This window comes from Mesorhizobium sp. G2-6-1 (assembly GCF_055809095.1).
This window is the reverse complement of sequence record NZ_CM147896.1, coordinates 505,514-529,748: the sequence shown is the minus strand read 5'-3', so window position 1 is coordinate 529,748 and position 24,235 is coordinate 505,514. Positions and strand designations below refer to the sequence as shown.

The following is a 24,235-nucleotide window of genomic DNA, read 5'->3' as shown; positions in this document are numbered from 1 at the left end:
GACAGCCTATCGCCGGTTTTGTCATGGCTTCGACACCATGAGAATCGCCCGATGCTATCAGGTCCAAGAGCCTGTCGTCCTGCGCTGGATCACAGAACAACGCAGCCGACGCCTCGGCCTGAGCAATCCATATCAAAGGAAGCTAGAAATGAGCGGAATCACGTATGTTGAACGGGAAAAGCTACGGGTGTCGGGCCTGATGATGTTTCGCCGTCGAGGAATGCCGGAATGGGCACGCGAAATTCTCAAGGATGTTTCAAGCCGTACCAATATCTACATCACGGAAATAGCGTCGTCTGCCAGGTGTTTCCCTGTCGTCCATGCCCGCAACGAAGCCATGTATCTCATCAAGGCAGAGAAACCTTCGCTTTCTTCTACTCAGATCGGCAAGTGGTTCGACCGAGAACATTCAACCGTCCTGCACGGAATAGCAGCGCACCAGGAAAGGTCCGGTGCAGATCCTGTCGTGTTTTACAACCTGCACAGGCTTCGCAAGCGCAACGCGGCTTTGTCGGCTTGGTATCGAAAGCAGGGAAAGGAAGCGGCATAATGAAATTCTGGACACCAAAGGAAGACGCGCAATTGGCCGAGTTGCTTCGTGAAGGGCTATCGGCGGCTCAAATCGGCGCAATCATGGGCGTTACCCGCAATGCTGTCATCGGCAGGGTGCAACGTTGCAAGGAATTGAAGGCTATCGGATTCAGCCGGTCTCCGGGCCAACGCAAGACAAAGACAGCCAACACACGCCAGCCCGCCACCAAGCAACGCCGCGTCATTGTCTCACCATCCATATTCAATGAGCCGGGAGGGTCGGAGCCGCTTCCAGAGCCTGTATTCCCTGCAAACGAGGTTCACACAGCAGGAATGAGCATGATGATGCTTGAGCATGGCCGGTGCAAGTGGCCGATCAATAGCCCGGCCAAGGGTGATCTGTATTTATTCTGCGGTTTACCGTCTCAAGGCACCTACTGCGATTGCCACAATCGCCAGTCTATCCGGCTGGTTCGCGTCAATGAGCGGGCTGATGATCGATCGAGAATGGCAGCTTAGGTGATGAGCAACATCAGCGGCATTCCTCAAGACATATGGGAAATTGCGAGAGAACTACGCGGCAAAGTCACATGGGAGAGCAACAGCAGCGTTGAGCATATAGCCAACTTCATTCTCGCGGCAGAAAAGCGCGGTGCCGAGCGGGAACGGGCGGCAAACACGGGGAACCAACATGGCGAAAGCGAAGTCTAGAGCGCAGCGCAAGGGCAGGGCACGTAAAGCCGGGATGCGGGAGCCTAATGGGCGATTGCAGCGTGAAACCGTGTCCGAGCGCAAGGCTCAGACTATCGAGGCGAGAATGCGCCAGCACGGCCTGACATTGGCACAAGCAGGTGATAGGCTGGCAGGCTATGAGATCGGCAGGCTATACCTCCGCCACCATATTGATCTGGTCGATGTAGAGGTATGCGACGATTATGTTCAGATCGTTGCCCGCCACATGGCAATCGTCAATCCTTTCCAGCCGTTTCCGAAGGCAATGGACTATCTCGCGGCAAAAGGGCTAGGCGGTGACGTCTCTCCCGAACAGGCATTGCGCGCGCGGGATAAGTACGAAGACTGGATTGCCGCACTCGCCAAGGCAGATAGCCGGGCAAGAATGACGTTTCACGGTGTCGCGTTCTTCGATAACCAGGTGGGTGATAGCCTGGATCAGATCAAGGAATGCATTGCCGCGCTTCGAAAGGTGTTTCGGTGAAAGGATGATGAAAATGGCAAAGAGATACGGGCGGAATCAGAAGCGCGCGCACAGGCAGGAGGTTGAGTGTCTCTCCGGCGAACTGGCCGTTTCCGAAAGAGGGCGTCGGCTGGCGGCCCAACAGGCGGGGAATGCTTATTCGCGGGCTTTTGAGGAATTCGTGAGTAACGGTGACCACATAGATTACGCCATCAAATGCATATCGCGGGAATTAGCGCGTGCGTACCCTTCGAAACTAAAAGAAGCCGCCGAATTAGTTTATGCGTCGAGGCGCGATAGCCCTCCAATCCGATTTGACGCGGCGGTTGATTTAAACGCGGTAGGAATGCAACAGATAACGGTCATTCGTGGTGAGATACCATCATTCCGATATAATATCGAAATTCGATAAAAATTCGTTACGGTATCGAAACGAGGGTTGATTTGCCTGAAACTTCGTGTCATAAATGAACAATGGCGCAAAGCGCGTCGATGAGTTTCGCCGCTAAATGCGGCAACAAGTTCAGGACGGTGACACGGTGATATTCTGCCTGCCGTAGCCAATGAGCGATTTGCGGGGTTCAAGTGGCAGGCCCCGCCCATCCTGAAGCAATTGCCCGTTCAAGCGCACCGACACCTCAAGAACATTCATGTCAGCGGAAGCCAGTAGCGGGCAAACCCCACAGCACCAACAAGCCACAGCCTCCCTTCAAGAGCCGTGAGGTTCTAAACCTGCCACCAGAGCGGAAATAGCATAATCGGTTTGAACCTGTTTTGTGCCTGCCCTCTCGAAATTATCGATTGTTGTCCTGGTAACGCCTAAACGCTTGGCGAGGGCGGTTTTCCAGCCGTGTCCATCGGGAATTATCTCGCTGGCCTGTAGTGTCTGGACTGCTTGTGCAAATTGTTCAGGTGTCATAATTCGCAGAACTCCCACGCTGATACCATGCCGACCGAAACATTGCCGAGTTTAGCGAGTTTCAATGACGCGCTGCCGACCCGGTGGTCACCTATGACTGATTCAATTGACGATACTTCGCCATCGAATGAGGGAATCAGGTCGCGAATATAGCGAATATCGATAACCGTTCCGTCTTCTGAGATTGCAGCTAGTGCCGGGCCGCAGCCGTGGTATTTTTCGGCCAATGATTCCGGGATTGGGTAAACGTTCACTGTGAACCTCCTTTACGCGGTGAAATGGTCGCATGTCTTGTTAAGCGACGACAGGCCGCAGCGACCGGCAATCAATTCCCATGAGAAGCGGCCAGCGTTCCATGTGGAGTAAATTTTTTCAGCGTATCCGCTCAATTCCCACTGCTTGCCACTGATCGAAATGCAATTCAGCTTGCGGCTGCGTTCATAACCTTGTGTTTTAGCCCAATGATCCGAAATGCGAACGATAGAGCGCCCGACGCGGAAATATGCACTAAGGCCGCGCGACTTGAAAAACTGGCTTGAATTGCGGCTGATGTATTCCAGCCGATAGGACTCGCCATTAACTTCAATCGACTGGTTTAGGTTTTTCGCGCATACGAAGTCGGCCAGTGCTTGTGCGGTTGAGCGTTCGATCGGTTTGAAAACTGCCTTGGTCATGTCCGTATCTCCTTGTTGATGAGTTCAATATGCCAAATCATTTGGCGTATGTCAACACATAATGCAAAATAATTTTGCGAATTGGCCGGGCGGGTATTTGTGGACGGGATGGCCCAATGTCAGACACAACCAAAGCAGATGAAGTCCTAGCGCGACAATGTGCTGACTTCGCCAGAGAGCATGGCGTTGACCATCTGTGCGACATGCTTGGCGACATCTACCGCCTTCATGCGCCACATTCACAAGACGAAGCCATGCGCATGATCTGCGACATGATGGGCGATGACTATGAACTGGTGTCGATACATTGATGCGTTCGCTCATCCTCCTTGCGCTTCTTACTCTTACAGCCTGCGCAACACAGCCCTGCGAATATCGCGAATTTCTAACTCATCAAGGGTGTAGGTAAACACACCCAACGCACCCGCTCAGACCGGGGAGAACAATAATGGCGACAAGAGGCCGAAAGCCTGGTTTCCGCATGTCGGATGAACACCGGGTTAAAATCCAAAACAGCAACATACTCAACGCGCTTATTGAGCATGTGGTTGGCCAGAGAGAAATGTCGGCCACGCAGGTAAGTGCTGGCGTTGCATTGATGAAAAAGGTGCTGCCAGATTTGGCGTCTGTTGCGTTGACTGATCCAAGCGGGGAGAAGGCTGCGGAGATCGTTTTCAGGACCATCTACGAGAAGAATGGAAATTGAGCGCCGTGTGCGCGGCTATCAGCGCGCATTCCATGAATATCTCGTCAACACACCGTCAGCCAGGGCTATCGAGATTGCTCACCGTCGATGGGGCAAGGATGAGATCGTCCTTAGCGCCTTTTGCGAGTTGGCACACAAGCGGGTTGGTTCATATTGGCATTGCCTGCCCGAATATAATCAGGGCCGAAAAGCTATCTGGACGGCGATTAACGCCAATACAGGCAAGCGGCGGATTGACGAAGCATTCCCCCCGAAATCAGGGACAACACGAATGACACTGAAATGTTCATCCGCCTCAAATGCGGGTCAACATGGCAGATAATTGGGTCAGACCGGTATGACGCCACGGTTGGCGCTGGTCCTGTCGCAATTGCCTATTCTGAATGGGCCTTGGCTAACCCTTCTGCATGGGCTTATCACAGGCCAATGCTTGAGGAAAATGGCGGGGCGGCAGCGTTCATTACAACGCCACGCGGTCGAAACCATGCACACGCCATGTACCAGATGGCGAAAGAAAACCCACGTTGGTTTGCAGAAGTCTCGACGGTTCATGACACGGGCGCATTGTCGCCGGAACAACTGATTGAAAGCCGCGCCGAATACATTGCGCTTTATGGCGAGGATATAGGCCGCGCTCAATTCGAGCAGGAATATGAGTGCAGCTTCAACGCTGCGATTCTCGGTGCGTTCTATGCCCGCGAAATGGTTGCGGTTCGCAAAGAAGGCAGAATATCAGAAATTGAGCCTATCCCCGGCAAGCCAGTTCATAGGGCTTGGGATATTGGTGTCCGAGACGATACGTCAATCTGGTGGTTCCAGGTTGTTGGCGCTCAAGTGTTCATTCTGGACTGTTACACGGCTTCCGGCGTTGGCCTCGACCACTACGCGGATGTAGTACACAAGAAGCACGAGGAAATGGGCTGGAAACTCGGCCTTGATTTTGTGCCTCATGACGCCAAGGTCAAGGAATGGGGAACGGGCAGAACGCGCGTTGAGACAATGCGCGATTACAATCTAAAGCCCGAACTAGTTCCAAATGCAACGAAACTGGATGGTGTGAACGCTGCCCGCCAAACGCTGGCGCGGTGTGTGTTTCACCCGCGATGTGAAGATCCTGGCATGTCTGCCTTAGAGCAATACCGGCGTGAGTGGGACGACGAAAAGAAGGCTTTCAAGGCTAGCGAAGTCCACGACTGGTCTAGCCATTTGGCCGATGCCTTTAGATACCTCTCGCTGTCATGGCGGATTGTTCCAGAGCCTGCGGTTGAGATCAGGCGTGTTCCGCCGCCCGGCCAGTATCAGATACCGCCACCACCCGAGCCCAAGCAGGGGAGGATTCGCATATGACCGAAGACGATCCACGCGGATACGAGCCAAGCGAATGCGAACTAATGATCCGTGAAAATGGCGTTAAGATTATTGGCGGGGGTATCGGGTATTATCTAATTGCCATTAGGGGCCACATGAAGGGGGAAGCCTACGATGGAGATGTCGAGTTTTTTCAAAACAAGGCGCATATTGCCACTGCGGAATTGATGCGCGCTGAAGAGCATGGATTGCACCATGTAGCGGGGTCCGAAGAAAGGCCGTCATATTCGTATCCAATATGGGCGGTTATCGACTGATGGTTGCCACCCCCGATCTAGAATATGATGTGACGATCGAACCAAAGGACTCGAAGCCTTGGCTCAATCTGCTCGAAGATGCCAAGACGGCATTCGAGGACTATAACGCCCGTTGCGACAACATTGACAAGCTGTATGCAGACCTAAAGCGTCTATCAGCAATAGACCGAAGCCGCGAGTTCCAGCTATTTTGGGCCAATGTGCAGGTTTTAGGCCCGTCGATCTATGCCCGGCCTCCTGTGCCTGTTGTTGTCCCAAAATTCAAGGACCGTCGCCCACTCTACCGCACTTCGTCAGAGTTGCTAGAGCGTGCAAGTGTCGTTGGCTTCGACAAGGCCGACATTGACAGCGTGATGATGCTGATCCGTGATGATCTGGACATTCTGGCGCGCGGTGCAGCCTGGGTCAGATATGAAACGAAGTCGGAAAGCGAAACCGACTATGAGCAGATTTGCATTGACTTCAAGAACCGTCGCGATTTCCTGCACGATCCTGCCCGCAATTGGCGTGAAGTCGGGTGGGTAGCAGGAGCATCCTATCTCGATCAAGACGCCATGAAGGACCGTTTCGAGGCCACATCTGGCGATGCTTATAAGGATGCTGAATACGCGGTCCAGAAGGACGATAAAGAGCGTGGGGGAGCTGATAACCGCGAAAAGGCCAAGGTTTGGGAAATCTGGTCCAAGACGCACAACAAAGTCGTATGGGTCGCCAAGGGCTGCGACAAGGTTCTGGATAGCGGCAAGCCACATTTGAGACTGGAAGGCTTCTTTCCTTGCCCACGGCCAGCCTACGCCACTGTACAGCGTGGTTCACTCGTCCCTGTTCCTGACATGCTGTATTACAAGGATCAGTTGGAGGAAATCAACGAACTGACGGGCCGCATTGGTGCGCTTTCGCAGGCTCTCAAGGTCCGTGGCTTCTATGCGGCTGGCAATGGAGAGGCTGGCGACGCTATCGAAGCGGCGATCAAGTCGAGTGATGATCGTCAGGTTATGGTCCCGATCAACAATTTCGCCGCATTTGGGTCGGGAAGTAACGAACTGATCGTGTGGTTACCTATCGACATGATTGGCACGACGCTTCAAGGTCTGGTCGAACTTCGCAAGCAGTTGATTGACGATGTTTACCAGATCATGGGCCTATCGGATATCATGCGCGGCTCGACAGAGGCCAGCGAGACGCTTGGAGCGCAACAACTCAAGAGCCAATATGGTTCTGTCCGCATTCGTGACAAACAGACGGAATTGGTTCGCATTGCCCGTGATTTGGTTCGCATTGCCGCGGAGATCATGGCGGAGAACTTCTCCAAGCAGACGTTGCTTGATATGTCGCAAATGGAAATCCCATCCGATGCCGACATTGCCAAGCAGATAAAGGCATTCACCGATCAGGCAGAGCAGATCAAGAAGCAGGCTGACGAGAAATTCAAACAGGCCAAGTCCGATCCACAGATGATGCAGCAGGCACAGGCTAACCCTGAGCAGGCGCAACAGATGGTCCAGCAACTACAGCAGCAGACACAGCAGCAGCTAGACCAATTGAAGGAGAAGGCACAAAAGGCCAGCGAGACAGTCACCATCGAGCAGGTGATGAAGTTCCTGAAAGATCAGAAGCTACGCCCGTTCGTTCTGGATATCGAGACAGATTCAACCATTCAACCGGATGAGAACGCGGAGAAACAGGCAAGGACAGAGTTTGTCCAGGCTCTTGGCGGTATGATCCAGCAATTTGGCCCAATGATCCAGATGATGCCACAAGCCGCGCCTCTTTTCGGTGAGGTGCTGAAATTTGCAATGGCACCATTCAGAGCGGGTCGTGAGTTGGAAGGCAAGATTGATGAGGCCGTTGACGAAATGACGGCACAAGCAAGCCAGCCACGCCCTGACCCGGCAGCGGAAGAAGCCAAGGCCAAGACCGAGATCGAGCAGAAGCGTGTTGAACTTGATAAGCAGGCGAAACAAGCTGACGCTGACTTGAAAGCTAGGCAGGCGGAACACGACGCAGGGTTGAAAGATCAAGCCGCCAAGCAAGACGCTGAGAGCAAGAAGGTCCAGTCTGATATTACGATTGCCAATCTCAACGCCAAGGGCAGGCAAGATCTGCTGAAACATAATCAGGACATGCAGAAGGGCGCAATAGACCTTCGCATTCGTGAGATTGAACTCGCTGCACTCCAGACACCGGAGCCGGAAGCACAGGCCGAACACAAGCCGCCGTCCGAAAGCATCGCGTTCAAGGACTTGCCACCCGAAGGGCAGGCTCAGATGGCCGCACAGGCTGGCATAACGCTCTCCCCGCAGCAGATGGCAGATCATCAGGCCGAACAGGACGCGAAGAAGCAGGCTGAAATGGCACAGAAAGCCAAACAGGACCAACAAAAGGGAGCGGCATGAAAATGATTTCCAAAGGGACTGAATGCAGAGACGAAGAGGGAAGCCTGGTTTGTGTTCTTGCGGAGGATTTGAATCGTGGGGACATGATTTCCCTCAGAAAATTCACCGATTGGCAAACCGAAGAACCTGAACCGGGAACCCCACTCAACCCGGCGATCGTGAAAATCCTAAAAGGGAGCGCGTAGAATGGCAGTCTCAGCTCTTCCCGTAACCATCACCAATGCAGGAACGCCAGTTACCAACGCTGTTGGCGGCGCGCCTGTCACGCTCGTTGGTGGGACTACCATTGCGGCCGTCAGTGACGGGCAGGCATTGGTTGTTCCTGTCACTGGCACATATACAGACACGGCCACGCTAACGGTTGCAGGCGGCGTTGTAACGGCGATTGTGCTGTCATGAGCTATCAATGGGTAGACGCAGGGGATGGCCGTCAAGTCTATCGCAAAGTGCATGAGCCGGTAAAGACGCGTTCTGGCCTGTCATGCCCTCATATCGTCAGCGATTCAATGCCATCTGGCGTCCATCCATTCGATGGCAAGGAATACACCAGCAAGTCAGCATGGCGTCGCGCTAATAAAGCTGGTGGTTATCTGGAAGTCGGAAATGACCCGGCACGACTGAGGCCCAAGACCAAGGCAAAGCCGGATCGCAAGGCTATTCGGCAATCACTCGAAAAGGCAGCGGCCCAGGTCAGCGGGTAGTTCGCCACCAAGGGTTAGGCGTCCGGTCAATCGGGCCTTCACCTATGTTTTCGGGGGACAGTTCGCACAAGCGAGTGATGCGCTCGTAAGCTTCATGTCTACCATTGGGAAAGAATAGACGATCCGTATCGCTCTTCAATGCGGTTTCGGCGGCCCGCAGCATATTGTCAATTCCGTCCATTTGGCTCTCCAAACCTAGCCGCCAATTCTACAGCACCTTCTCAGACAAGGAAACCTCGAAATGACCGAAGCTGCAATTAGCGGCGGCGCAGACGCGCCCGTCGAAAGCACTGGCGCGCCTATTACACCGCCCGTTGACATGCCGAACCCGCTAGGATCGCAAACGCCTGTTGCAGAGCAGCCCGCAGCAGAAATAAAGCCAGACGCGAAGGCCGAACCATCGAAGAACGCCAATGAGGCGATACGCAAGGCCAACGAGGCACTGAAGGCCAAGGACGCAGCCGAACCGAAGGCGGAGCCCAAGCCGGTTGAAAAGGCCAAGCCCGACGCAAAAGTTGAGGACAAACCGGAGGCCAAGACAGAGCCAAAGACTGAGGACCGAACACGCTCGGAGGATGGCAAGTTTGCCACGAAAGAGCTAAAGGCAGCAGAACCAGACGCTAAGCCGGTTGACACGAACAGCCCGCATAGGGAAGCCCCGACGCGCTTTTCATCCGATGCAAAGGCCGCATGGGAAACCGCACCGGAACCCGTCAAGGCCGAGGTTCACCGCGCTATCCGTGAACTTGAGCAGGGGCATCAGAAATACAAGGCCGATTCCGAGGCTTACGAGCAGGTCCGACAGTTTGACGAAATAGCCCGCAAGAATGGCGGCAATCTCAAGGCATCGCTCGAACGCGTCGTTGATATCGAAAATGCGTTCTCACGTGACCCGGTTGAAGGCTTCCAGAAGGTAGCGGACCACTTCGGCATCCCGTTGCGCGCACTAGCGGCTCACATCATGGGCCAGACGCCCGATCAGGTGCAGGGCCAGCAGGAAAGCACGATTTCCAGCCTCAAAAGCGAACTTGCAGCACTTAAGCAGCAGGTTGGCAATGTAACACAGACATTCGAGCAACAGCGCAATGCAGCCACGCTAAACCAGGTGGAAGCATTCGCCAAAGAGCATCCAAGGTTCGACGACCTTTCGGAAGATATTGCATTCTTCCTGAACTCAGGCCGAACCAAAGACCTTTCGGAAGCCTATCAACTTGCAGAGCGGCTCAACCCCGCTCCAACCCAGGCTCCCGCGCCGGTCATCCCGGCAAGTGTACCAGAGGCCCGTCCGCTCAACCCGGCAGGGCAAAAATCCATTTCAGGCGCTCCCACAGCTGGCTCAGACCCGGATGTTCGGAGAGGCCCCGCACCCTCAATCCAAGAAGCACTGAAGCGAGCCAAAGCCCGCGCAGGCTAACAAGGAACCAAAACCATGTCTATCAATCCCGTCCAGCACTATCAGCAGGTGCTTTCGATGGCCTTGGAGGAACGCTCCAGAGGCTACCAGGACCTTGTTTCCAACTCCAACCCGCTACTTGCCGTTCTCAATCGCAAGGGCTTGTGGCGCTCGTATTCCGGCCCTCGCATTCGTGAAACCCTGCAAATCAACAAGCAGGACATGCAATGGTACTCGGGATACGATTTCCTCAACAATCCGCCCATTGAGTTGTTCAATGATGCGTATTTCACGCCGAAAATGGGCGCTGTTCCGATCTCCCTGACCATGGAAGAAATCCTCAACAACGAGGGTGAAAATCAGGTCATGGACGTGATGGGCAGCTATATCGAGGCTGCTGAAAGTTCACTGGAAGATGGTTGGGAAACCGCTGCTTTCGGTGATGGCACTGCAAACGGTGGTAAGGCCATCAATGGCTTGGCTGTCGTCATTCCGATTGTCACCAACTCTGGCACTTACGGTGGCATCAGCCGTGCGGATAACGCCATCTGGCGTACTTCGACATTCGATGCGGACACGTTCGCAACGACTATCGGCACGCAGGTCAATTCCACGACCGTCCGCCCTTTCCTCAACCGCATCATGACACAGCGTTCGCGTGGCCGTCGCCATGCTGATCTGTTGCTCATGTCGCCGGAGCATTACGAGGCATACGACGCGGCAACGGTTGCGGTCCAGCGTATTCAGAAGGAAGGCTCGCTTGCCAAGCTTGGCTTCTCATCGCTGGAATATGTTGGTGGCGGCAAGACGGCTGAAATCGTCCTCGCGGGTGGCATCGGCTCGTCCATGCCTGCCAATACGACCTTCGGTATCGACACTGACGCATTCCGCGTTCGCTACAACGCGAACCGGAACTTTGACAAACTGTTCGAAGGCGATGGCCAGAAGCCGATCAATCAAGACGCAATTGCGCAATACATTGGTTGGATGGGCGAAATTACGAACAACAACCCGTTGTTCTCCTGGCGCTTCTACGACTCTGATCCGGCATCGTGACCTATAGAGCGGGCTTAATCGGCCCGCTCTTCCCCCTCTATATTCAACTTCAGGAGGCCATAATGGCTACCAATATCACCCCCTCATTAGGGATCGACCTCTCGTATGTCGGGGCAAAGCCCTACTACGATGACAATGCATCAACACCGACGCCCGCAATCGGCACCGTAGTCAATGGCACAGACGGCCATCGCTATATCTTCGCCAAGGCTTCGGCAGCAATCGCTTCGGGGGCTGTTACCATTCTCACCGAACCGGCCATGACCATGGCGACGGGTTCCGGCAAATGGACCGCTCCCACGATTACGGGCGGCGTTCCAAGCGGCGAATTTGCCTGGTTCAAGGAAACCAACGCAGGCGCGTAGTCACCAATGGCGGGGGTTTCGGTCCCCGCCTTTTCTTTTGCATCCTCTCAGAAAGGCAATGAACCATGGCTAATGGCGAACAGAACAATCTTGTTGTGACATTCCGTGCCGACAAGATCAAAAACGACGCGGCGACGAAAGAAGCAGGGCGTCCGATATTCAAAGACATCGAACTCTGCGAAATCCGCGTTGCGGGGGACCGCAATTCGATCAAAGTTTTCCCGGCGCATTCATTCCATGCGTGGTCTACCGATCCCGTTACCGGCGATCAGGAAGCCATCACCTATGCAATGAAGTGGAATGATCAATATCTCCGCTTCAAGCAGAACCGTCAGCAAGTGCAGGACGGGACGCCAGTGGAGGAACTCCCTTTCCTCACGGAAGCCAAGCGCGCCGAATTGAAGGCACTCAGCATCTACACCGCTGAAACCCTTGCTGCGCTGGATAGTAACAACCTCAAGACGCTCGGCATTGGTGGGCGGGCTTTGAAGGATCAGGCCCAGGCTTATCTCGATAATGCCAATGGAAGCGCCAATGTGACAAACATGGCCGCGACCATTGCTGATTTGCAGCGCCAAATTGCCGACATGAAATCAGATCGCCCGGCTTCAGCACCTGCACCCGAAGCGGCGGCTGTCGGTGAGGTGGACGGCAAAAGGACAAGTGCGTTCGATGATTGGTCCGCAGAGGACATCAAAGCCTACATCAAAAGCGAGACTGGCGAGGCCCCACGTGGCAATCCAGCCCATGCAACCTTGGTCCGCATGGCGGATGAAGTCGAGTCCGGGAAGGTCGCGGCATAATTATGAGCATTTTGCCAGCCATGCAGTCGGCAGGTCTGCGCCTCGTCGGGCGCAAACCGTCAACAATCTTCGGCTCAACTCAGCAATTCGAGTTGGAACTTGCAGACCTCGTTACGGAAACGGCGCGGGATATTGCAAAGTCGCACGACTGGCAGATGCTGTTCAAGTTCAACACGATCACCGGTAACGGTACGGATACCGTGTTCGATCTTCCATCTGATTATGACCGTCTCCCGATCAAGGGGGACATTCACTCAGGGACGTGGGCCACATGGCGTTTTACGCCTGTCCGCGATCTCGACCAGTTGATTGATTTCCAAAACGGTTTGGGGATTTCAAACCCCGGCGTCTGGACGATATTAAACGGTAAAATGCAGTTCTGGCCAGCGCCAGCCACCGGGGAGCAGGCAAAGTTCTATTACCTGTCCAAGAACTTTGCTCAGTCTCAGAGTGCGGGCGCGTTCAAGAACGAGTTCGACAACGATAACGATGAGTTTCTGCTCGATGACAGGTTGCTCACGCTTGGCCTTATCTGGCGTTGGAGGGCACAGAAGCGTCTCGAATACTCCGAGGATATGGCAAACTATGAAAAGGCGCTTGCGGAGGACATAGGCACCGACAAGGGCCGCAGAATCATTGCTGTAGGCCCAGCCCGCAACTTCGGCAATGCGGGCTATGCTTATCCCGGCTCTTTGGGTAGCTGACATGAGACGCCCCGCAGCGCCTAACAAGCCGCGAACGTCAAGGATGAAAAGTTTCCCGGCTCCTACGGGCGGATGGGTGAGCAATCGCAACCTTGCTCAACCCTCGGTTCCGGGTGCGCCACAAGGCGCGGCTGTACTGGAGAATTTCTTCGTCACGGCGACAAGTGCTGTCTTGCGTCGAGGTTCCGCTCTCTATGCAACACTTGGTGATGGCTCGAAAGACACCACTGCGCTATTCGCATATGTTGCAGGAACAACTGAAAAGCTGTTTGGCGCGACGGATTCATCGATTTACGATATTACCCTGATCTCATCGCCTGATAACTACTATCTCTCCGATGAAATGGATCAGCCGCTTGAGACGAACACCGGCGATACGTTTGGCGAAGATTCGACAATCGGCAAGGAAGTCTACGAAAACACGACAGGCGGCAATTGGATCGTGGTTCAGTTTGCTACTGCCGGTGGGATTTTCCTTGTTGGCGTAAATGGCGAGGATTTCGGCTTTAACTATGACGGGACGGGCTTTTATCCATCTCTCGAAGGTGGATATGCATCGATCGATTATAACACAGAAACCGGGGCTTTCACCGCTGGATCAGTGTTAACGGGCGGGACTTCCGGCGCAACCGCAACGATTGTCTCCATTGATGCAAACGGGACGGATGGAAGGCTATATCTAACGGGCATTACCGGGACGTTTGAGAACGGAGAATCTCTGACGGATGCGGCCACTGGCGCAGCGGTTGCAGACGGCACGGTAACGACGCTTGCAGGGGCATTGACGTTCGAGGGGAGCCCCGGCCTGACTTCTGCCGATCTGTCCTTTGTATGGTCCTACAAGACGCGCCTTTTCTTCATTGAAAAGGAAAGCCTGGATTTCTGGTATTTACCCGTCGATAGCATTACCGGGGAATTGAAGAAGTTCCCGCTCGGTGGTGTTTTCTCCCTCGGTGGTTCGCTATTGTTTGGGGCTACGTGGTCACTGGATAGCGGCTCATCGGGCGGCCTTTCGGAACAATGCATATTCGTTTCGACAAAAGGCGAAGTAGCCGTATACCAAGGCTCCAATCCTTCTGACGCATCTGACTGGGAAAAGGTTGGTGTTTACCGGATTGGCCGTCCACTTGGGCCCACGGCATTTATCCACGCGGGTGGTGATATCGTCATTGCCACTACAATTGGCTTTGTGCCTCTCTCACAAGCCATTCAACGAGACGTTGCCGCATTATCCCCCGCAGCCGTGTCATATCCGATTGAAACGGCATGGAACGAGGCTGTTGCAAATCGTGGTTCGGGCTGGAATTGCGAAGTCTGGCCTGATGCTCAAATGGTTCTGGTATCGCCTCCCACGACAATCGACGATCAGCCGGTCATGTTCATTGCAAACGCAACGATGGGCGCGTGGTCGCCATTCACCAATTGGGATGGAACGTGCTTCGAGGTGTTCAAGGGCAGGCTGTTCTTCGGGTCCGTCAACGGCAAGGTTGTTGAAGCCTATGTAGGCGGACTGGATCAAGATGCCACCTATACCGGGCGCTATGTCCCATTGTTCGAGGATTTTGGTTCACCGGGTTCACTCAAGATCGCAGAAATTGCCCGTTGTGTGGTTCGCGCCGCCATCCCAATCGAGCCGCTCATATCATGCCAGTTTGACTATGATCTGACGCTATCGAGCCCGCCATCTGCCCCAGTCGTTCCAATCGGCAATCAGTGGGGCAATGCGGTTTGGGGTGAAAGCACATGGGGCGGGCGCATGGATGCGGTCTTGTCTCAAAACTGGCAGAGCGTTGGAGGCTCGGGCTACACCGTTGCAACAGGCATCCAGATTACCAGCGGCTCGGTTGTTCCACTTGACGCTGAAATCATCAGAACAGACCTGACATATCAGGTTTGCGAGATCGTGACTTGATCGTCACTGATAATCGTGTTGCCCGATTTGTTGGTGAACGGGTCGGGTCGGTTATCTGTCCGCCATTTACTGCAATGGGTATCGAGAGAAACGGCGAGATAATCGCCGGGGTGATCTTCAATCACTTCGAGGTCACTGACGTGCATGTGACCGTTGCCGGGCATGGATGGACCAAGGGGTTCTTCGCTGAGGTCGGCCACTATGCCTTCGACATTCTCAAGGTCATTCGAATGACCGCTGTGACTGAACAGCCCAAGGTCGTGCGCATTGCCGAACGGCTCGGTGGACAAGTTGAAGGCTTGTTACGCCAGCATTTCGGGCCGGGCCGCGACGGCTACATCGTTGGGATACTTAGAGATGAATACCGCTTCTAAGTAACTGAAAAGGTTATATAACATGGTTTCTACGCCACAGGCTCCAGATCCCGCTGAAACCGCCGCAGCGCAGGCAAAATATAATCAGCAAACAGCCGCGACGACGCAGGCCATGAACATGGTCGATCAGTTCGGCCCTGATGGTTCGTCGGTATATAATCAGACGGGCACCAATACCGTCATGGGCGCGGATGGGAACCCGATCCAGACGCCGCATTACAGCCAGACGACGACGCTTTCGCCTGCACAACAGGCTATCAAGGATCAGTCGGACAAGGCCAGTTTGAACCTTGGAACATTGGCGGCGGAGCAGTCCGGTAAGCTGAAAGATTATCTCAATGACCCGTTCACGTTCAACAATAACGATGCATCGCAATGGGCCTATGACCTAGCATCGCCGCGCATTCTAGAGCAGCAGCACCAGAACGAGGACACTCTGCGCACAACGCTTGCGAATAAGGGTATCCGCGAAGGTTCGGATGCTTGGAATTCGGAAATGAACCGCTTGACGCAGGGCAACAGCGACCAGTTGAACCAGTTGGCGCTCAATGGCAGACAGCAGGCTTACACAGAGGCATTGCAGAACCGCAACCAACCGATAAACGAAATAACCGCGCTTACGTCTGGCTCGCAGGTTTCCATGCCTCAATTCGGTGCTACCCCTCAAACGGGCGTCGGCGGTGTGGATTACACAGGTTTGGTGAACCAGAAATACCAAGCTGATTTGAAATCTTCGCAGGCCGCGATGGGCGGATTATTCGGGCTAGGTTCATCCTTGATCGGCGCCATTCCATTCTCTGACCGCAGACTGAAAACGGATATCAAGCGTGTCGGCACGCTGTTCAACGGGCTCCATGTTTATTCTTACCGTCTAATGGGCGGGCCGGTGCAGATAGGCGTGATGGCCGACGAGGTTCTAGATACCATCCCAGATGCTGCTTTGAAGGACGATGACGGGTTCTACCACGTCGATTATGCTCTTGCGACGGAGGCGGCTCATGGCGTTGTCTAACCCGCTTGAAAGCTTTGTGTGGGGGCCAGGCGGCGCACAGCTAACCCCTGAGCAGATTGCACGGCAGCGCGCTATTGCCGACGCATTGCTGCAAAAAGCTGGCGATACGTCGCCGGTTGCTTCATGGACGCAAGGTGCGGCTCGTGTGGCAGACGCGCTTTCCGGCAAGTTCAAGGAGGCTCGTCTTGACAAGGCCGAGGATGCCAACGCCACGACAAACAGCGGTATTGTTCAATCGCTCTTGCAGGGTGGCACCAGCGGCTTTCCAGAGGCACCGGGCGTATCGGGTGGTTTCCCGCCTGCTCCTAGCGCGGGTGGCGCGTCTGCATCCATGCCACAGAGCGCGGAGGCTGTCGCATCACCGTCATATTCCCCACTTGCGGCGGGAACGGACTGGCTTTCTTATGCAAACCAAGGCGCGACACGAAACCAGCCGCTCAGCGATAAGCTGGCATCCGATCTTGGCAGTTTCCTGCCTGAAATGGGCGTAACCATGAAAGTGTTTTCAGGCGGGCAGGACGCGGAAGGCCCGCACAGGACAGGTTCACACCGCCACGACCACGGCAATGCTGCCGATGTATTCTTCTACAAAGACGGCAGAAAACTTGATTGGGCAAACCCGCAGGATCAGCCGATCTTTGCCGATATCGTTCGACGCGGCAAGGCGGCGGGTATCACCGGCTTTGGTGCTGGCGATGGGTATATGCAGCCCGGTTCCATGCATATTGGCTTTGGCGCTCCCGCAGTATGGGGCGCGGGCGGGCACGGTTCGAATGCGCCAGATTGGCTTAGAAGTGCATATAACTCGCCAGCATCTGAACAACCAGCCGTTGCGGCTATCAACGCCATCGATCAGAGCCAGCCCGTCCAAGTGGCGAGCAATGATCCGACATCAGGCGTAGCGCAGGCGCTTGCCTCTCCCATGCCAATGCAGGGAGGGCAGAGTAGCGAAGTGCCTATCGCGCGAGGTGCTGACGCAGGGGTGACCAATGGTCAGCAGTTGGTCGGGACGGGCCGCATGATGACCGGCGAAGACGGTATTACCGGTTCAGTTGTGGAGCCGGGGATTGTTCAGCCCCAGCCGCAGCAAGTGGCGCAAGCCGCACAGCAAGACCTGTCGAAAATCCCTGTCATGGCAGGCGGTACAGCAGGCGCATTGCCTCCCGGCCAAGCACAGCAGGGGCTTAACCCCGCTATTATCGAGGCGCTATCCAATCCGGCAGCGAGCGATCAAACACGCAAGATTGCAGGAATATTGCTCGGCCAGCAAATGCAGGCGAAACAGCAGGCCAACGATCCAATGCGCCAAATGCAGTTGGAAAAGGGCCAGCTTGAGATTGACGCGCTTCGCAATCCACAGCCCAAGATTCCCGATAGCGTGCAGGCGCTCAACATGCGGGCGCAGCAGGCAGGCTTGCAGCCCGGAACGAAAGAATATCAGGACTTCATGATTTCGGGTGGCAAGGGGCCATTGGTGAACGTTACCACAGGCGGTGAATCCGAATACGATAAATCGCTCGGCAAAAACCTTGCTGACAAGACGATTTCAATCATCGACGCAGGCCAGCAAGCCCCGAACAAACTCGCCACATATCAGCAGCTTTCGAGCATGTTGCCGAATGTGTACACAGGCACAGGCGGGGATAGTGTTCTAGCGGCAAAACGTGTTGCCAAGTCGCTCGGCATGGACGTTGGTGACGTGTCCGACGCTGAGTTCATCCAAGCGATGGGCAACCAGATGGCGCTTGAATTGCGCAATCCTGCCGGTGGTGCGGGTATGCCTGGCGCTATGTCGGATAAGGACCGTGAATTCTTGGCGTCAATGTCACCCGGCCTTACCAAGACGCCACAAGGCAACCAGAAGTTGCTTGAATATCGCATGGCAGTTGAAAAGCGCAATATCGACGTTGCCAAGCAGGCCAGCGAATACATGAATTCACATGGCGGGCGACTGGATAACGGGTTCTTTAGCGGGCTGGCGCAGTGGTCTAATCAAAATCCACTGTTCCCTGATGCAATCACGAAAAATTCACCAACCGTCATAGACGGCTATCATATCCAGGAAGTCGAGTAATGGCGACATTCCAGATCACTGGACCAAACGGCAAGAAATACCGTGTGACGGGTGATGACCCGTCCGGCGCGGTTGCGGCGCTCAAGAAGATGCTTGGTGCTGATACGTCTGCGACGGTTGACCCGGCTACCAACCAGCCGCAAGGCGTCCCAACCTTTTCCCTCCCGGTGTGGAAGGATACAATCCGCAGACTGGCGAGGTAGCACAGCCATATAGCATGGGTGGTTCTGCTGCTATGGGTGCGGCGGACGCTGCTACCCTTGGGTTTGGTGATGAACTGGCGTCTTATCCGGCAAGTATGCTTTCCGGTGTTCCGCGTGATCAGGTGCTTTCGGAAATGCGTGGGGACGCCACACAGGCCCAGAAGGATAATCCCGGCTCATATCTCACCGGCCAATTGGCGGGTGGCGTTGCGCAAGGCGTATCGGCGGCCCCATTAACAGCGTCGGCCAAGTTTGCGGGGTCGGCGCTATTGCCGCGCGTTATTGCGGGCATGGCTGATGGCGGGGTGCTCGGCGGTGTCTATGGCGCTGGCAGTGGAACTGATGCAAAAAGCCGGTTGCTAGAAGGTGGGACTGGTGCTGGCAGCGGCATAGTCGCGGGTGGCGCATTCCCTCTTCTTGGGGCCGGTGCTTCAAAATTATATGAAGGCGTCAAGCATTTGCTCTCTGCCGGTCCTATCGGCAAGCAGGCGGGGGCTTCTCCCGAAACGCTTCGCCTTCTCGGCAATGTTCTGGAATCTGACGGTTCGCTTGGGACAACAGGCCAAGCCAACATGGCGCGCGCCGGTTCCGACGCGATGCTTGCCGATGCTGGCCCGAATGCGCGCTCTGTCCTCGATACGGCGATCCAGCGCGGCGGGCCCGGTGCTATTGATGCTCGTCAAGCCATTACTGACAGGACGGGCCGCGCAACTCAATCCGTTGCCGATGCTCTAAATACCAATCTAGGGCAGCCAGAGGGCGTCACAGCGGCGCGAACGGCAATCCGGCAGAATAGTGCAGGTGCGAGAAGCAGCGCCTATGACGACGCCTACAAGTCTGCAATCGACTATGCAGACCCGCGCGGGCAGGCGATCGAGCATATCGTCAAGACCCGCGTTCCTCAAAGCGCAATCAACGAGGCAAACGCGCTCATGCGTGCGGACGGGCATCAGTCCAGCCAGATACTTGCCAAGGTGGCAGACGATGGCACAGTGACGCTTGAACGCCTTCCTGACGTGCGCCAGCTTGATTACATCACACGCGGCTTGAACGAAGTGGCGGATCAAGCCGATGGAGCGGGCAAACTTGGCGGGACAACGGCAAAGGGCCGATCCTATTCAAACCTGTCTCGCGAACTGCGTGATAACCTGAAAGAACTGGTTCCCGAATATGGAACCGCGCTTGAGACGGCGGCGGACCCTATCCGCAGATCGAAGGCAGTTGAACTAGGCTCGAAGTTGCTTTCGCCTTCCATGACCCGCGATCAGGTGAACGAGGCTGTTCACGGCATGACGGGGCCGGAAAAGGGAGCCCTTGCACAAGGCGTTCGTTCCCGTCTGGATGATGTGATGGCAAATGTCACACGAACCGTTCAGGACGGCAGTACGGACGCCAGAGAGGCCGTCAAAGCAATCAAAGACCTGTCAAGCCGCGCCAATCGTGAAAAGCTGACAGCAGCTATCGGAAAGCCGAAGGCTGATGCACTGTTTGACGAACTCGATAGAGCGGCAACGTCCTTTGATCTTCGCGCCTCTGTGGCTGAAAACTCAAAGACCTACGCCCGCCAGGCAACAGATCGAAGAATTGGCGAACTGACACAGCCCGGAGTTATTGGCAAAGCGGCTCAAGGTGAACCTATTCAGGCCACGAAAAGCATTGTTCAGGCTCTAACGGGCCAAACGCCGGAAAAACTCAGAGGCAAGCAGGACGCGGTATATTCTGAGATTGCTCGGCTGCTAACCCGTCAAGGCGGGGCGGGGCAGGCCATTTATGACGGGGTAAACAAGCTTGGGAAAACGGATAGGGCTACGGCTCTAGTGAGCGATCGTATTGCCCGCGCTTTGCTCGGTCCGAAGCTCTCTTATCCAGCATCCACGCTAGGAGTAACATACACGCGGCAGTAACGCCGACGAATGCAAACCATGCGGGCAGTGGCCAAGCATGCGCTAGTTTTTGCATTCCCCATAATATGCCCGCGCTCACGATAACCGCGACAACTGTGCCGAATATTTCGGCTTCATGTTTGGTGCTCAATAGCCCGTCATCCTTAGAACAATAGCTGGCCAGCATAGGCCCGCAATCTCCCAACATCAACCGATTTTCAGCCGTCCACACAGGGCGGCTTTTTCTATGGAGCATGTCCAGTGGCAAGAACAGCATTCGGGGTATTCAATCTGGTGGCGTCGTACTTCGCTACAGAAGGCCAGAATATCACGACTAACCAGCACAACCCTGTCTTGGAGGACATCGCAAACGGCCTTACTGGCTCACTTGCCCGCAATGGCTCAAGTCCAATGCTGGCCGACCTTCCAATGGGCGGGTTCAAGGTTACGGGCTTGGCCTCGGGAACATCTGCGAACGATGCAGCGACATTCTCACAGGTGCAATCCGCAACGCCTGCGGGCGCTTTGATGGGGTTCGCGGGGACAACGGCCCCGACTGGCTGGCTGCTTTGCTATGGGCAAGCGGTATATCGAACGGCATATGCAGCCCTGTTCACGGCTATCGGCACAGCGCATGGCTCGGGTGATGGCTCGACTACGTTCAATGTTCCTGACATGCGCGGGCGAGTTCTCGCGGGCTTGGATAACATGGGCGGGACAAGTGCTGACCGGCTCAACCCGACAATCACATCGGCAGTTCTTGGCGCGTCAGGTGGTAGCCAGACACATGCGCTGACCACGGCAGAACTTGCGGCGCACGCCCATAGCGCGGGTTCATTAGCGGCTGCAAGCGCGGGGTCGCATGTGCACAGCGGAAATGTTGTTGGGCCTTATGGGGCGTACGTGTCCGGTAGCCTTGAAGAGGGCCAAGGCCAGCCGAACTACCTGATTTCCAACATGGGGGCGGCGGGCGCACACACCCATACCATCACCGGATCGACTGCCAATGCCGGATCAGGGAGCGCGCACAACAATGTGCAGCCCACGATGGTCATGAACGTCATCATCAAAGCATTCTGAGTTTCCCAAAAATCCCGTCCCGACCGCCGCCCACTGAGGCGGCTTTTCTATGAATGGAGCCTGTCAGTGGCCAATATAAGAATCAAGAATTTGCCTGCCGACGCAACGCCAAACAAGAACGATGTTCTTGCGGGCGATAATCTGACGACGCGCGGCATTACAATTGAAAACGTGGTCAAGGTAGGTCGTCCCTTCGCCACACAGGCAGAGGCAGAGGCGGGGACCGAATACACCAAGGCCATGAACCCGCTAACCACGGCTCAGGCTATCGCGGCATTAGGGGCCAGCGCGGCACAGGGTGCGAAAGCCGATAGTGCGGTCCAGCCAACACTCACCATCACGGCGGGGACGGGGCTGACAGGTGGCGGCACGCTCGCAGCCAATAGAACGCTTGCCCTCAATAGCGCGTCGATTGCCAGCCTTGCCTTGGCAGATAGCGCCATTCAATCCGCCGATCTAGCGACAGTGGCAACGACCGGCGCATATTCAGACCTGACGGGCCTGCCAACGCTTGGCGATCTGGCCGCAAAAGACACGGTAACGGTGTCTGATGTTAGCGCGACAGGAACAGCAGGCAGCACGACATATTTGCGCGGTGATGGATCATGGGTAACGCCAGCCGGTGCGGGCGACGTCATAGGCCCTGCCTCGTCCACTGATGGCAATATCGCGCTGCTCGATGGCACAACCGGGAAACTGTTGAAGGATAGCGGGAAAAACGGCGCACTTCTCCCGGCCATCACAGCCAACACGATGCTGGTTGATAACGCAGCGGGCGATGCGCGGGAAGCAAAGACGTTTGCGGAAGTCCGTAGTTTACTCGATGCGGGGGTAACGGCATCCACTCTCACCGCGCTGGCCGCGCTCGACACAACCACAATTTCAAACGCTCGTTTGACCGAGGCAGGTCTTGAGGGCGATTTCAAGCTTGTTGATTACTCTGCCGTTTCTGCAAAAGTCACAGCAGATACTCATCAGGGCATGTATGTGCGTTCGACTGATGACACGTCGAAGGTTTGGCAGCGCGTTCCGGTTGATGGTTGGGTAAATCTTCGCTGGTGGCGTCCAACCGCAGATGGCACTACGAGCGATCAAGAAGCAATCGACCAGTGGCTCTATTTTGCAAAAGACCACAACGGTCGCGGCTACGCACCGGAAGGGTATTATAGAGGATCGATCACCATTGCGGAATATACGGACGGGCTGTTGCTGGAGGGTGACGGCCACGTTCGCACTAGATTCGCCGCAAATGCTGGTGGTCCTCATACGCTTGCAATTTATTCATCTGTTAGTTCCGGTGCTGTCGGTAGCATTGTGGTGCGCGGGGTGCACCTGGCTGGTGGCAGCGGTGCATACGCTGCGTCGATGGCCCTGCTTGTTTCAAACTGTATTAAGTTCACTTTAGATGATCTTGAAGTGTTTGGAACAACGCGCATTTCCGGCACGCAAATGGGCGGGCCATGTACGAACCTCTGGTTGTACGGCCTTCCGGCCCTCTATCTCGGCTATACCAACGATTCGATAACGATAACAGGCCAGCTTGAGTTCGTTGGCGGGCAGATTTGTTCAATGAACGGGTCGGCTGTGGAAATACCTGCGCTACAAATCGAGGGTGAGGTTCTGGCGGCTTTCAGGGGGGTCATGTTCTGCGCATACCCAACCCCATACGCCGTTACGGTTGACGGCTTTTCAACCGGCAATAAAACTTCGTCAGTCATCTTCGACAATTGCCACGGCGAGAGCATCAACAACGATGATAATACTGGATGTACATTTGCCATCGGCACATTGAATGGCCGGTTTGGGACAGTGATAATTCTTGGCGGAAACTATTGGGGGCAAGGTGACGGCACCAATTACCAGCGGGACTTCATACGTGTCGGGACCACACAGGGGTGTCAAAACCTCGTCGTGATCGGTCCAACGCTTTCCAATCTTGGTTCGGCGCACGGGTTCTCGCGCGGGATAATCAGCGCAGAAAATAGTTGGCCTGGGACGGGTCAGTTCTACTCGGTTGTCGGTATGAATGTGCCTGACACAGAGGGCGACTGGTATTACGGTTTGGCTGGAATATCTTCCAGCTTCGAGGGTGATGCGACGAACCGAAAAAAGGCTGGTGAGAAAGTGACCGTAAGCGGCACTGCGACAATAGCATCGACTGGAACGGACGTTTCATTTGGTGTGACTTTCGCGGCGGCACCTGTTGTCGATCAAATAGTAATTGGTGCAAACGCGTATGCTTATGCAGAAGCACCGACTACGACAGGCATAAAATATTATATGAGTTCAGGAAGCCAGTCAGTACGATGGACCGCAACGGGAGTTTTGGCATGAGCGCCTATAGTGATATAAACGAGAAGTTCGGGCTCAACATTAGGGTTGGCGGCAAGGTACGTTCGGAGTTCTTAAACATCGACGTGATCGTCATGAAACCGGACATGGCCGGATACATCAAGGTGAAGTTTCCGCTGCCTGACACTATGGAAAAGCGGCCACCGCCAACATATTTGCATCCGGCAGAAGTGCTGAAATAGACTAGGTTACTTGCATGGTGATGGAGCAACCGAACCGTCAACGGTTATGCCTGGGCAAGACGGTGGCCATCCTCCTGCCATCGCAAAACTGAAAT

The 24,235-nt window shown here is 55.0% G+C and carries 30 protein-coding genes; 25 read left to right on the top strand and 5 right to left on the bottom strand.

Translation table 11 applies throughout. From position 1 onward, the window contains the following. Positions 1–148: 148 nt before the first annotated feature. The 4 genes from AC0L7S_RS02545 to AC0L7S_RS02530 are packed head-to-tail and all read left to right on the top strand — an operon-like array spanning position 149 to position 1,747. Positions 149–550, top strand: a complete 402-nt coding sequence (locus AC0L7S_RS02545; protein ID WP_473472930.1) for a helix-turn-helix domain-containing protein — start codon at positions 149–151, stop codon at positions 548–550. After that, entirely contained in the window at positions 550–1,050 is a 501-nt protein-coding gene (locus tag AC0L7S_RS02540) for a GcrA family cell cycle regulator (RefSeq protein ID WP_473472929.1), read from the top strand. The genes AC0L7S_RS02545 and AC0L7S_RS02540 overlap by 1 nt, the downstream gene beginning before the upstream one ends. A gap of 3 nt (positions 1,051–1,053) precedes the next feature. Next, complete coding sequence (locus tag AC0L7S_RS02535; RefSeq protein WP_473472928.1) at positions 1,054–1,242, top strand: hypothetical protein; 189 nt, start codon at positions 1,054–1,056, stop codon at positions 1,240–1,242. Further along, positions 1,223–1,747, top strand: a complete 525-nt coding sequence (locus AC0L7S_RS02530; protein WP_473472927.1) for a hypothetical protein — start codon at positions 1,223–1,225, stop codon at positions 1,745–1,747. The genes AC0L7S_RS02535 and AC0L7S_RS02530 overlap by 20 nt, the downstream gene beginning before the upstream one ends. A 502-nt stretch (positions 1,748–2,249) precedes the next feature. Here the strand turns inward: AC0L7S_RS02530 and AC0L7S_RS02525 are convergent. The 4 genes from AC0L7S_RS02525 to AC0L7S_RS02510 are packed head-to-tail and all read right to left on the bottom strand — an operon-like array spanning position 2,250 to position 3,319. Further along, positions 2,250–2,378 (bottom strand): hypothetical protein, encoded by a 129-nt coding sequence (locus tag AC0L7S_RS02525; RefSeq protein WP_473472926.1) that lies wholly within the window; start codon positions 2,376–2,378, stop codon positions 2,250–2,252. 57 nt (positions 2,379–2,435) lie between these two features. Continuing rightward, positions 2,436–2,645: a helix-turn-helix domain-containing protein gene (locus AC0L7S_RS02520; RefSeq protein ID WP_473472925.1), complete on the bottom strand. Its 210-nt coding sequence runs from the start codon at positions 2,643–2,645 to the stop codon at positions 2,436–2,438. Beyond that, positions 2,642–2,899 (bottom strand): hypothetical protein, encoded by a 258-nt coding sequence (locus AC0L7S_RS02515; RefSeq protein ID WP_473472924.1) that lies wholly within the window; start codon positions 2,897–2,899, stop codon positions 2,642–2,644. The genes AC0L7S_RS02520 and AC0L7S_RS02515 overlap by 4 nt, the downstream gene beginning before the upstream one ends. 12 nt (positions 2,900–2,911) lie before the next feature. Next, on the bottom strand, positions 2,912–3,319 hold the full coding sequence (locus AC0L7S_RS02510; RefSeq protein ID WP_473472923.1) for a hypothetical protein: 408 nt from the start codon (positions 3,317–3,319) through the stop codon (positions 2,912–2,914). Positions 3,320–3,435: 116 nt separating this feature from the next. On the opposite strand from AC0L7S_RS02510, the gene AC0L7S_RS02505 reads away from it, so the two are divergent. The 7 genes from AC0L7S_RS02505 (at position 3,436) to AC0L7S_RS02475 (ending at position 8,747) form a co-directional block, all read left to right on the top strand. Further along, a complete protein-coding gene (locus tag AC0L7S_RS02505; protein ID WP_473472922.1) occupies positions 3,436–3,630 on the top strand; it encodes a hypothetical protein in 195 nt (64 codons plus the stop codon). Between the two features lie 137 nt (positions 3,631–3,767). After that, entirely contained in the window at positions 3,768–4,025 is a 258-nt protein-coding gene (locus tag AC0L7S_RS02500) for a hypothetical protein (RefSeq protein WP_473472921.1), read from the top strand. A gap of 282 nt (positions 4,026–4,307) precedes the next feature. After that, positions 4,308–5,372, top strand: a complete 1,065-nt coding sequence (locus tag AC0L7S_RS02495) for a hypothetical protein (RefSeq protein ID WP_473472920.1) — start codon at positions 4,308–4,310, stop codon at positions 5,370–5,372. Then, positions 5,369–5,650, top strand: a complete 282-nt coding sequence (locus tag AC0L7S_RS02490) for a hypothetical protein (RefSeq protein WP_473472919.1) — start codon at positions 5,369–5,371, stop codon at positions 5,648–5,650. The genes AC0L7S_RS02495 and AC0L7S_RS02490 overlap by 4 nt, the downstream gene beginning before the upstream one ends. 29 nt (positions 5,651–5,679) lie before the next feature. After that, on the top strand, positions 5,680–8,046 hold the full coding sequence (locus AC0L7S_RS02485) for a hypothetical protein (RefSeq protein WP_473472918.1): 2,367 nt from the start codon (positions 5,680–5,682) through the stop codon (positions 8,044–8,046). 186 nt (positions 8,047–8,232) lie between these two features. Beyond that, positions 8,233–8,445 carry a hypothetical protein gene (locus tag AC0L7S_RS02480; RefSeq protein WP_473472917.1) on the top strand — a complete coding sequence of 71 codons (213 nt, stop codon included), beginning with the start codon at positions 8,233–8,235 and terminating at the stop codon, positions 8,443–8,445. Next, a complete protein-coding gene (locus AC0L7S_RS02475; RefSeq protein ID WP_473472916.1) occupies positions 8,442–8,747 on the top strand; it encodes a hypothetical protein in 306 nt (101 codons plus the stop codon). Before AC0L7S_RS02480 ends, AC0L7S_RS02475 begins: the two co-directional genes overlap by 4 nt. Here the strand turns inward: AC0L7S_RS02475 and AC0L7S_RS02470 are convergent. Then, positions 8,737–8,928, bottom strand: a complete 192-nt coding sequence (locus tag AC0L7S_RS02470) for a hypothetical protein (RefSeq protein WP_473472915.1) — start codon at positions 8,926–8,928, stop codon at positions 8,737–8,739. The two genes, AC0L7S_RS02475 and AC0L7S_RS02470, sit on opposite strands and share 11 nt — an antisense overlap. A 60-nt stretch (positions 8,929–8,988) precedes the next feature. Here AC0L7S_RS02470 and AC0L7S_RS02465 point away from each other — a divergent pair, with 60 nt between their 5' ends. The 14 genes from AC0L7S_RS02465 to AC0L7S_RS02400 all read left to right on the top strand — a co-directional run bounded on the left by AC0L7S_RS02465 (position 8,989) and on the right by AC0L7S_RS02400 (position 24,140). After that, positions 8,989–10,161, top strand: a complete 1,173-nt coding sequence (locus tag AC0L7S_RS02465) for a hypothetical protein (protein ID WP_473472914.1) — start codon at positions 8,989–8,991, stop codon at positions 10,159–10,161. A gap of 15 nt (positions 10,162–10,176) precedes the next feature. Then, complete coding sequence (locus AC0L7S_RS02460; RefSeq protein ID WP_473472913.1) at positions 10,177–11,196, top strand: phage major capsid protein; 1,020 nt, start codon at positions 10,177–10,179, stop codon at positions 11,194–11,196. Between the two features lie 62 nt (positions 11,197–11,258). Then, the gene (locus AC0L7S_RS02455; protein WP_473472912.1) at positions 11,259–11,561 is read left to right on the top strand and encodes a hypothetical protein; all 303 of its coding nucleotides are present in this window, start codon (positions 11,259–11,261) and stop codon (positions 11,559–11,561) included. 65 nt (positions 11,562–11,626) lie between these two features. Next, the gene (locus AC0L7S_RS02450) at positions 11,627–12,364 is read left to right on the top strand and encodes a hypothetical protein (RefSeq protein WP_473472911.1); all 738 of its coding nucleotides are present in this window, start codon (positions 11,627–11,629) and stop codon (positions 12,362–12,364) included. Between the two features lie 2 nt (positions 12,365–12,366). After that, positions 12,367–13,068 (top strand): phage adaptor protein, encoded by a 702-nt coding sequence (locus tag AC0L7S_RS02445; RefSeq protein WP_473472910.1) that lies wholly within the window; start codon positions 12,367–12,369, stop codon positions 13,066–13,068. A gap of 76 nt (positions 13,069–13,144) precedes the next feature. Beyond that, positions 13,145–14,980: a hypothetical protein gene (locus tag AC0L7S_RS02440; RefSeq protein ID WP_473472909.1), complete on the top strand. Its 1,836-nt coding sequence runs from the start codon at positions 13,145–13,147 to the stop codon at positions 14,978–14,980. Next, positions 14,977–15,354: a GNAT family N-acetyltransferase gene (locus AC0L7S_RS02435; RefSeq protein ID WP_473472908.1), complete on the top strand. Its 378-nt coding sequence runs from the start codon at positions 14,977–14,979 to the stop codon at positions 15,352–15,354. Before AC0L7S_RS02440 ends, AC0L7S_RS02435 begins: the two co-directional genes overlap by 4 nt. Positions 15,355–15,376: 22 nt before the next feature. Further along, on the top strand, positions 15,377–16,366 hold the full coding sequence (locus tag AC0L7S_RS02430) for a tail fiber domain-containing protein (RefSeq protein ID WP_473472907.1): 990 nt from the start codon (positions 15,377–15,379) through the stop codon (positions 16,364–16,366). After that, complete coding sequence (locus AC0L7S_RS02425) at positions 16,353–18,440, top strand: hypothetical protein (protein WP_473472906.1); 2,088 nt, start codon at positions 16,353–16,355, stop codon at positions 18,438–18,440. Before AC0L7S_RS02430 ends, AC0L7S_RS02425 begins: the two co-directional genes overlap by 14 nt. Then, positions 18,440–18,643, top strand: coding sequence for a hypothetical protein (locus AC0L7S_RS02420; RefSeq protein WP_473472905.1), 204 nt, complete (start codon positions 18,440–18,442; stop codon positions 18,641–18,643). Before AC0L7S_RS02425 ends, AC0L7S_RS02420 begins: the two co-directional genes overlap by 1 nt. A gap of 14 nt (positions 18,644–18,657) precedes the next feature. Then, positions 18,658–20,547, top strand: a complete 1,890-nt coding sequence (locus AC0L7S_RS02415; RefSeq protein WP_473472904.1) for a hypothetical protein — start codon at positions 18,658–18,660, stop codon at positions 20,545–20,547. A 240-nt stretch (positions 20,548–20,787) separates the two neighbouring features. Then, positions 20,788–21,606: a phage tail protein gene (locus AC0L7S_RS02410; RefSeq protein ID WP_473472903.1), complete on the top strand. Its 819-nt coding sequence runs from the start codon at positions 20,788–20,790 to the stop codon at positions 21,604–21,606. A 66-nt stretch (positions 21,607–21,672) separates the two neighbouring features. After that, positions 21,673–23,940, top strand: coding sequence for a hypothetical protein (locus AC0L7S_RS02405; RefSeq protein ID WP_473472902.1), 2,268 nt, complete (start codon positions 21,673–21,675; stop codon positions 23,938–23,940). Beyond that, the gene (locus AC0L7S_RS02400) at positions 23,937–24,140 is read left to right on the top strand and encodes a hypothetical protein (protein WP_473472901.1); all 204 of its coding nucleotides are present in this window, start codon (positions 23,937–23,939) and stop codon (positions 24,138–24,140) included. The genes AC0L7S_RS02405 and AC0L7S_RS02400 overlap by 4 nt, the downstream gene beginning before the upstream one ends. Positions 24,141–24,235 lie beyond the last annotated feature (95 nt).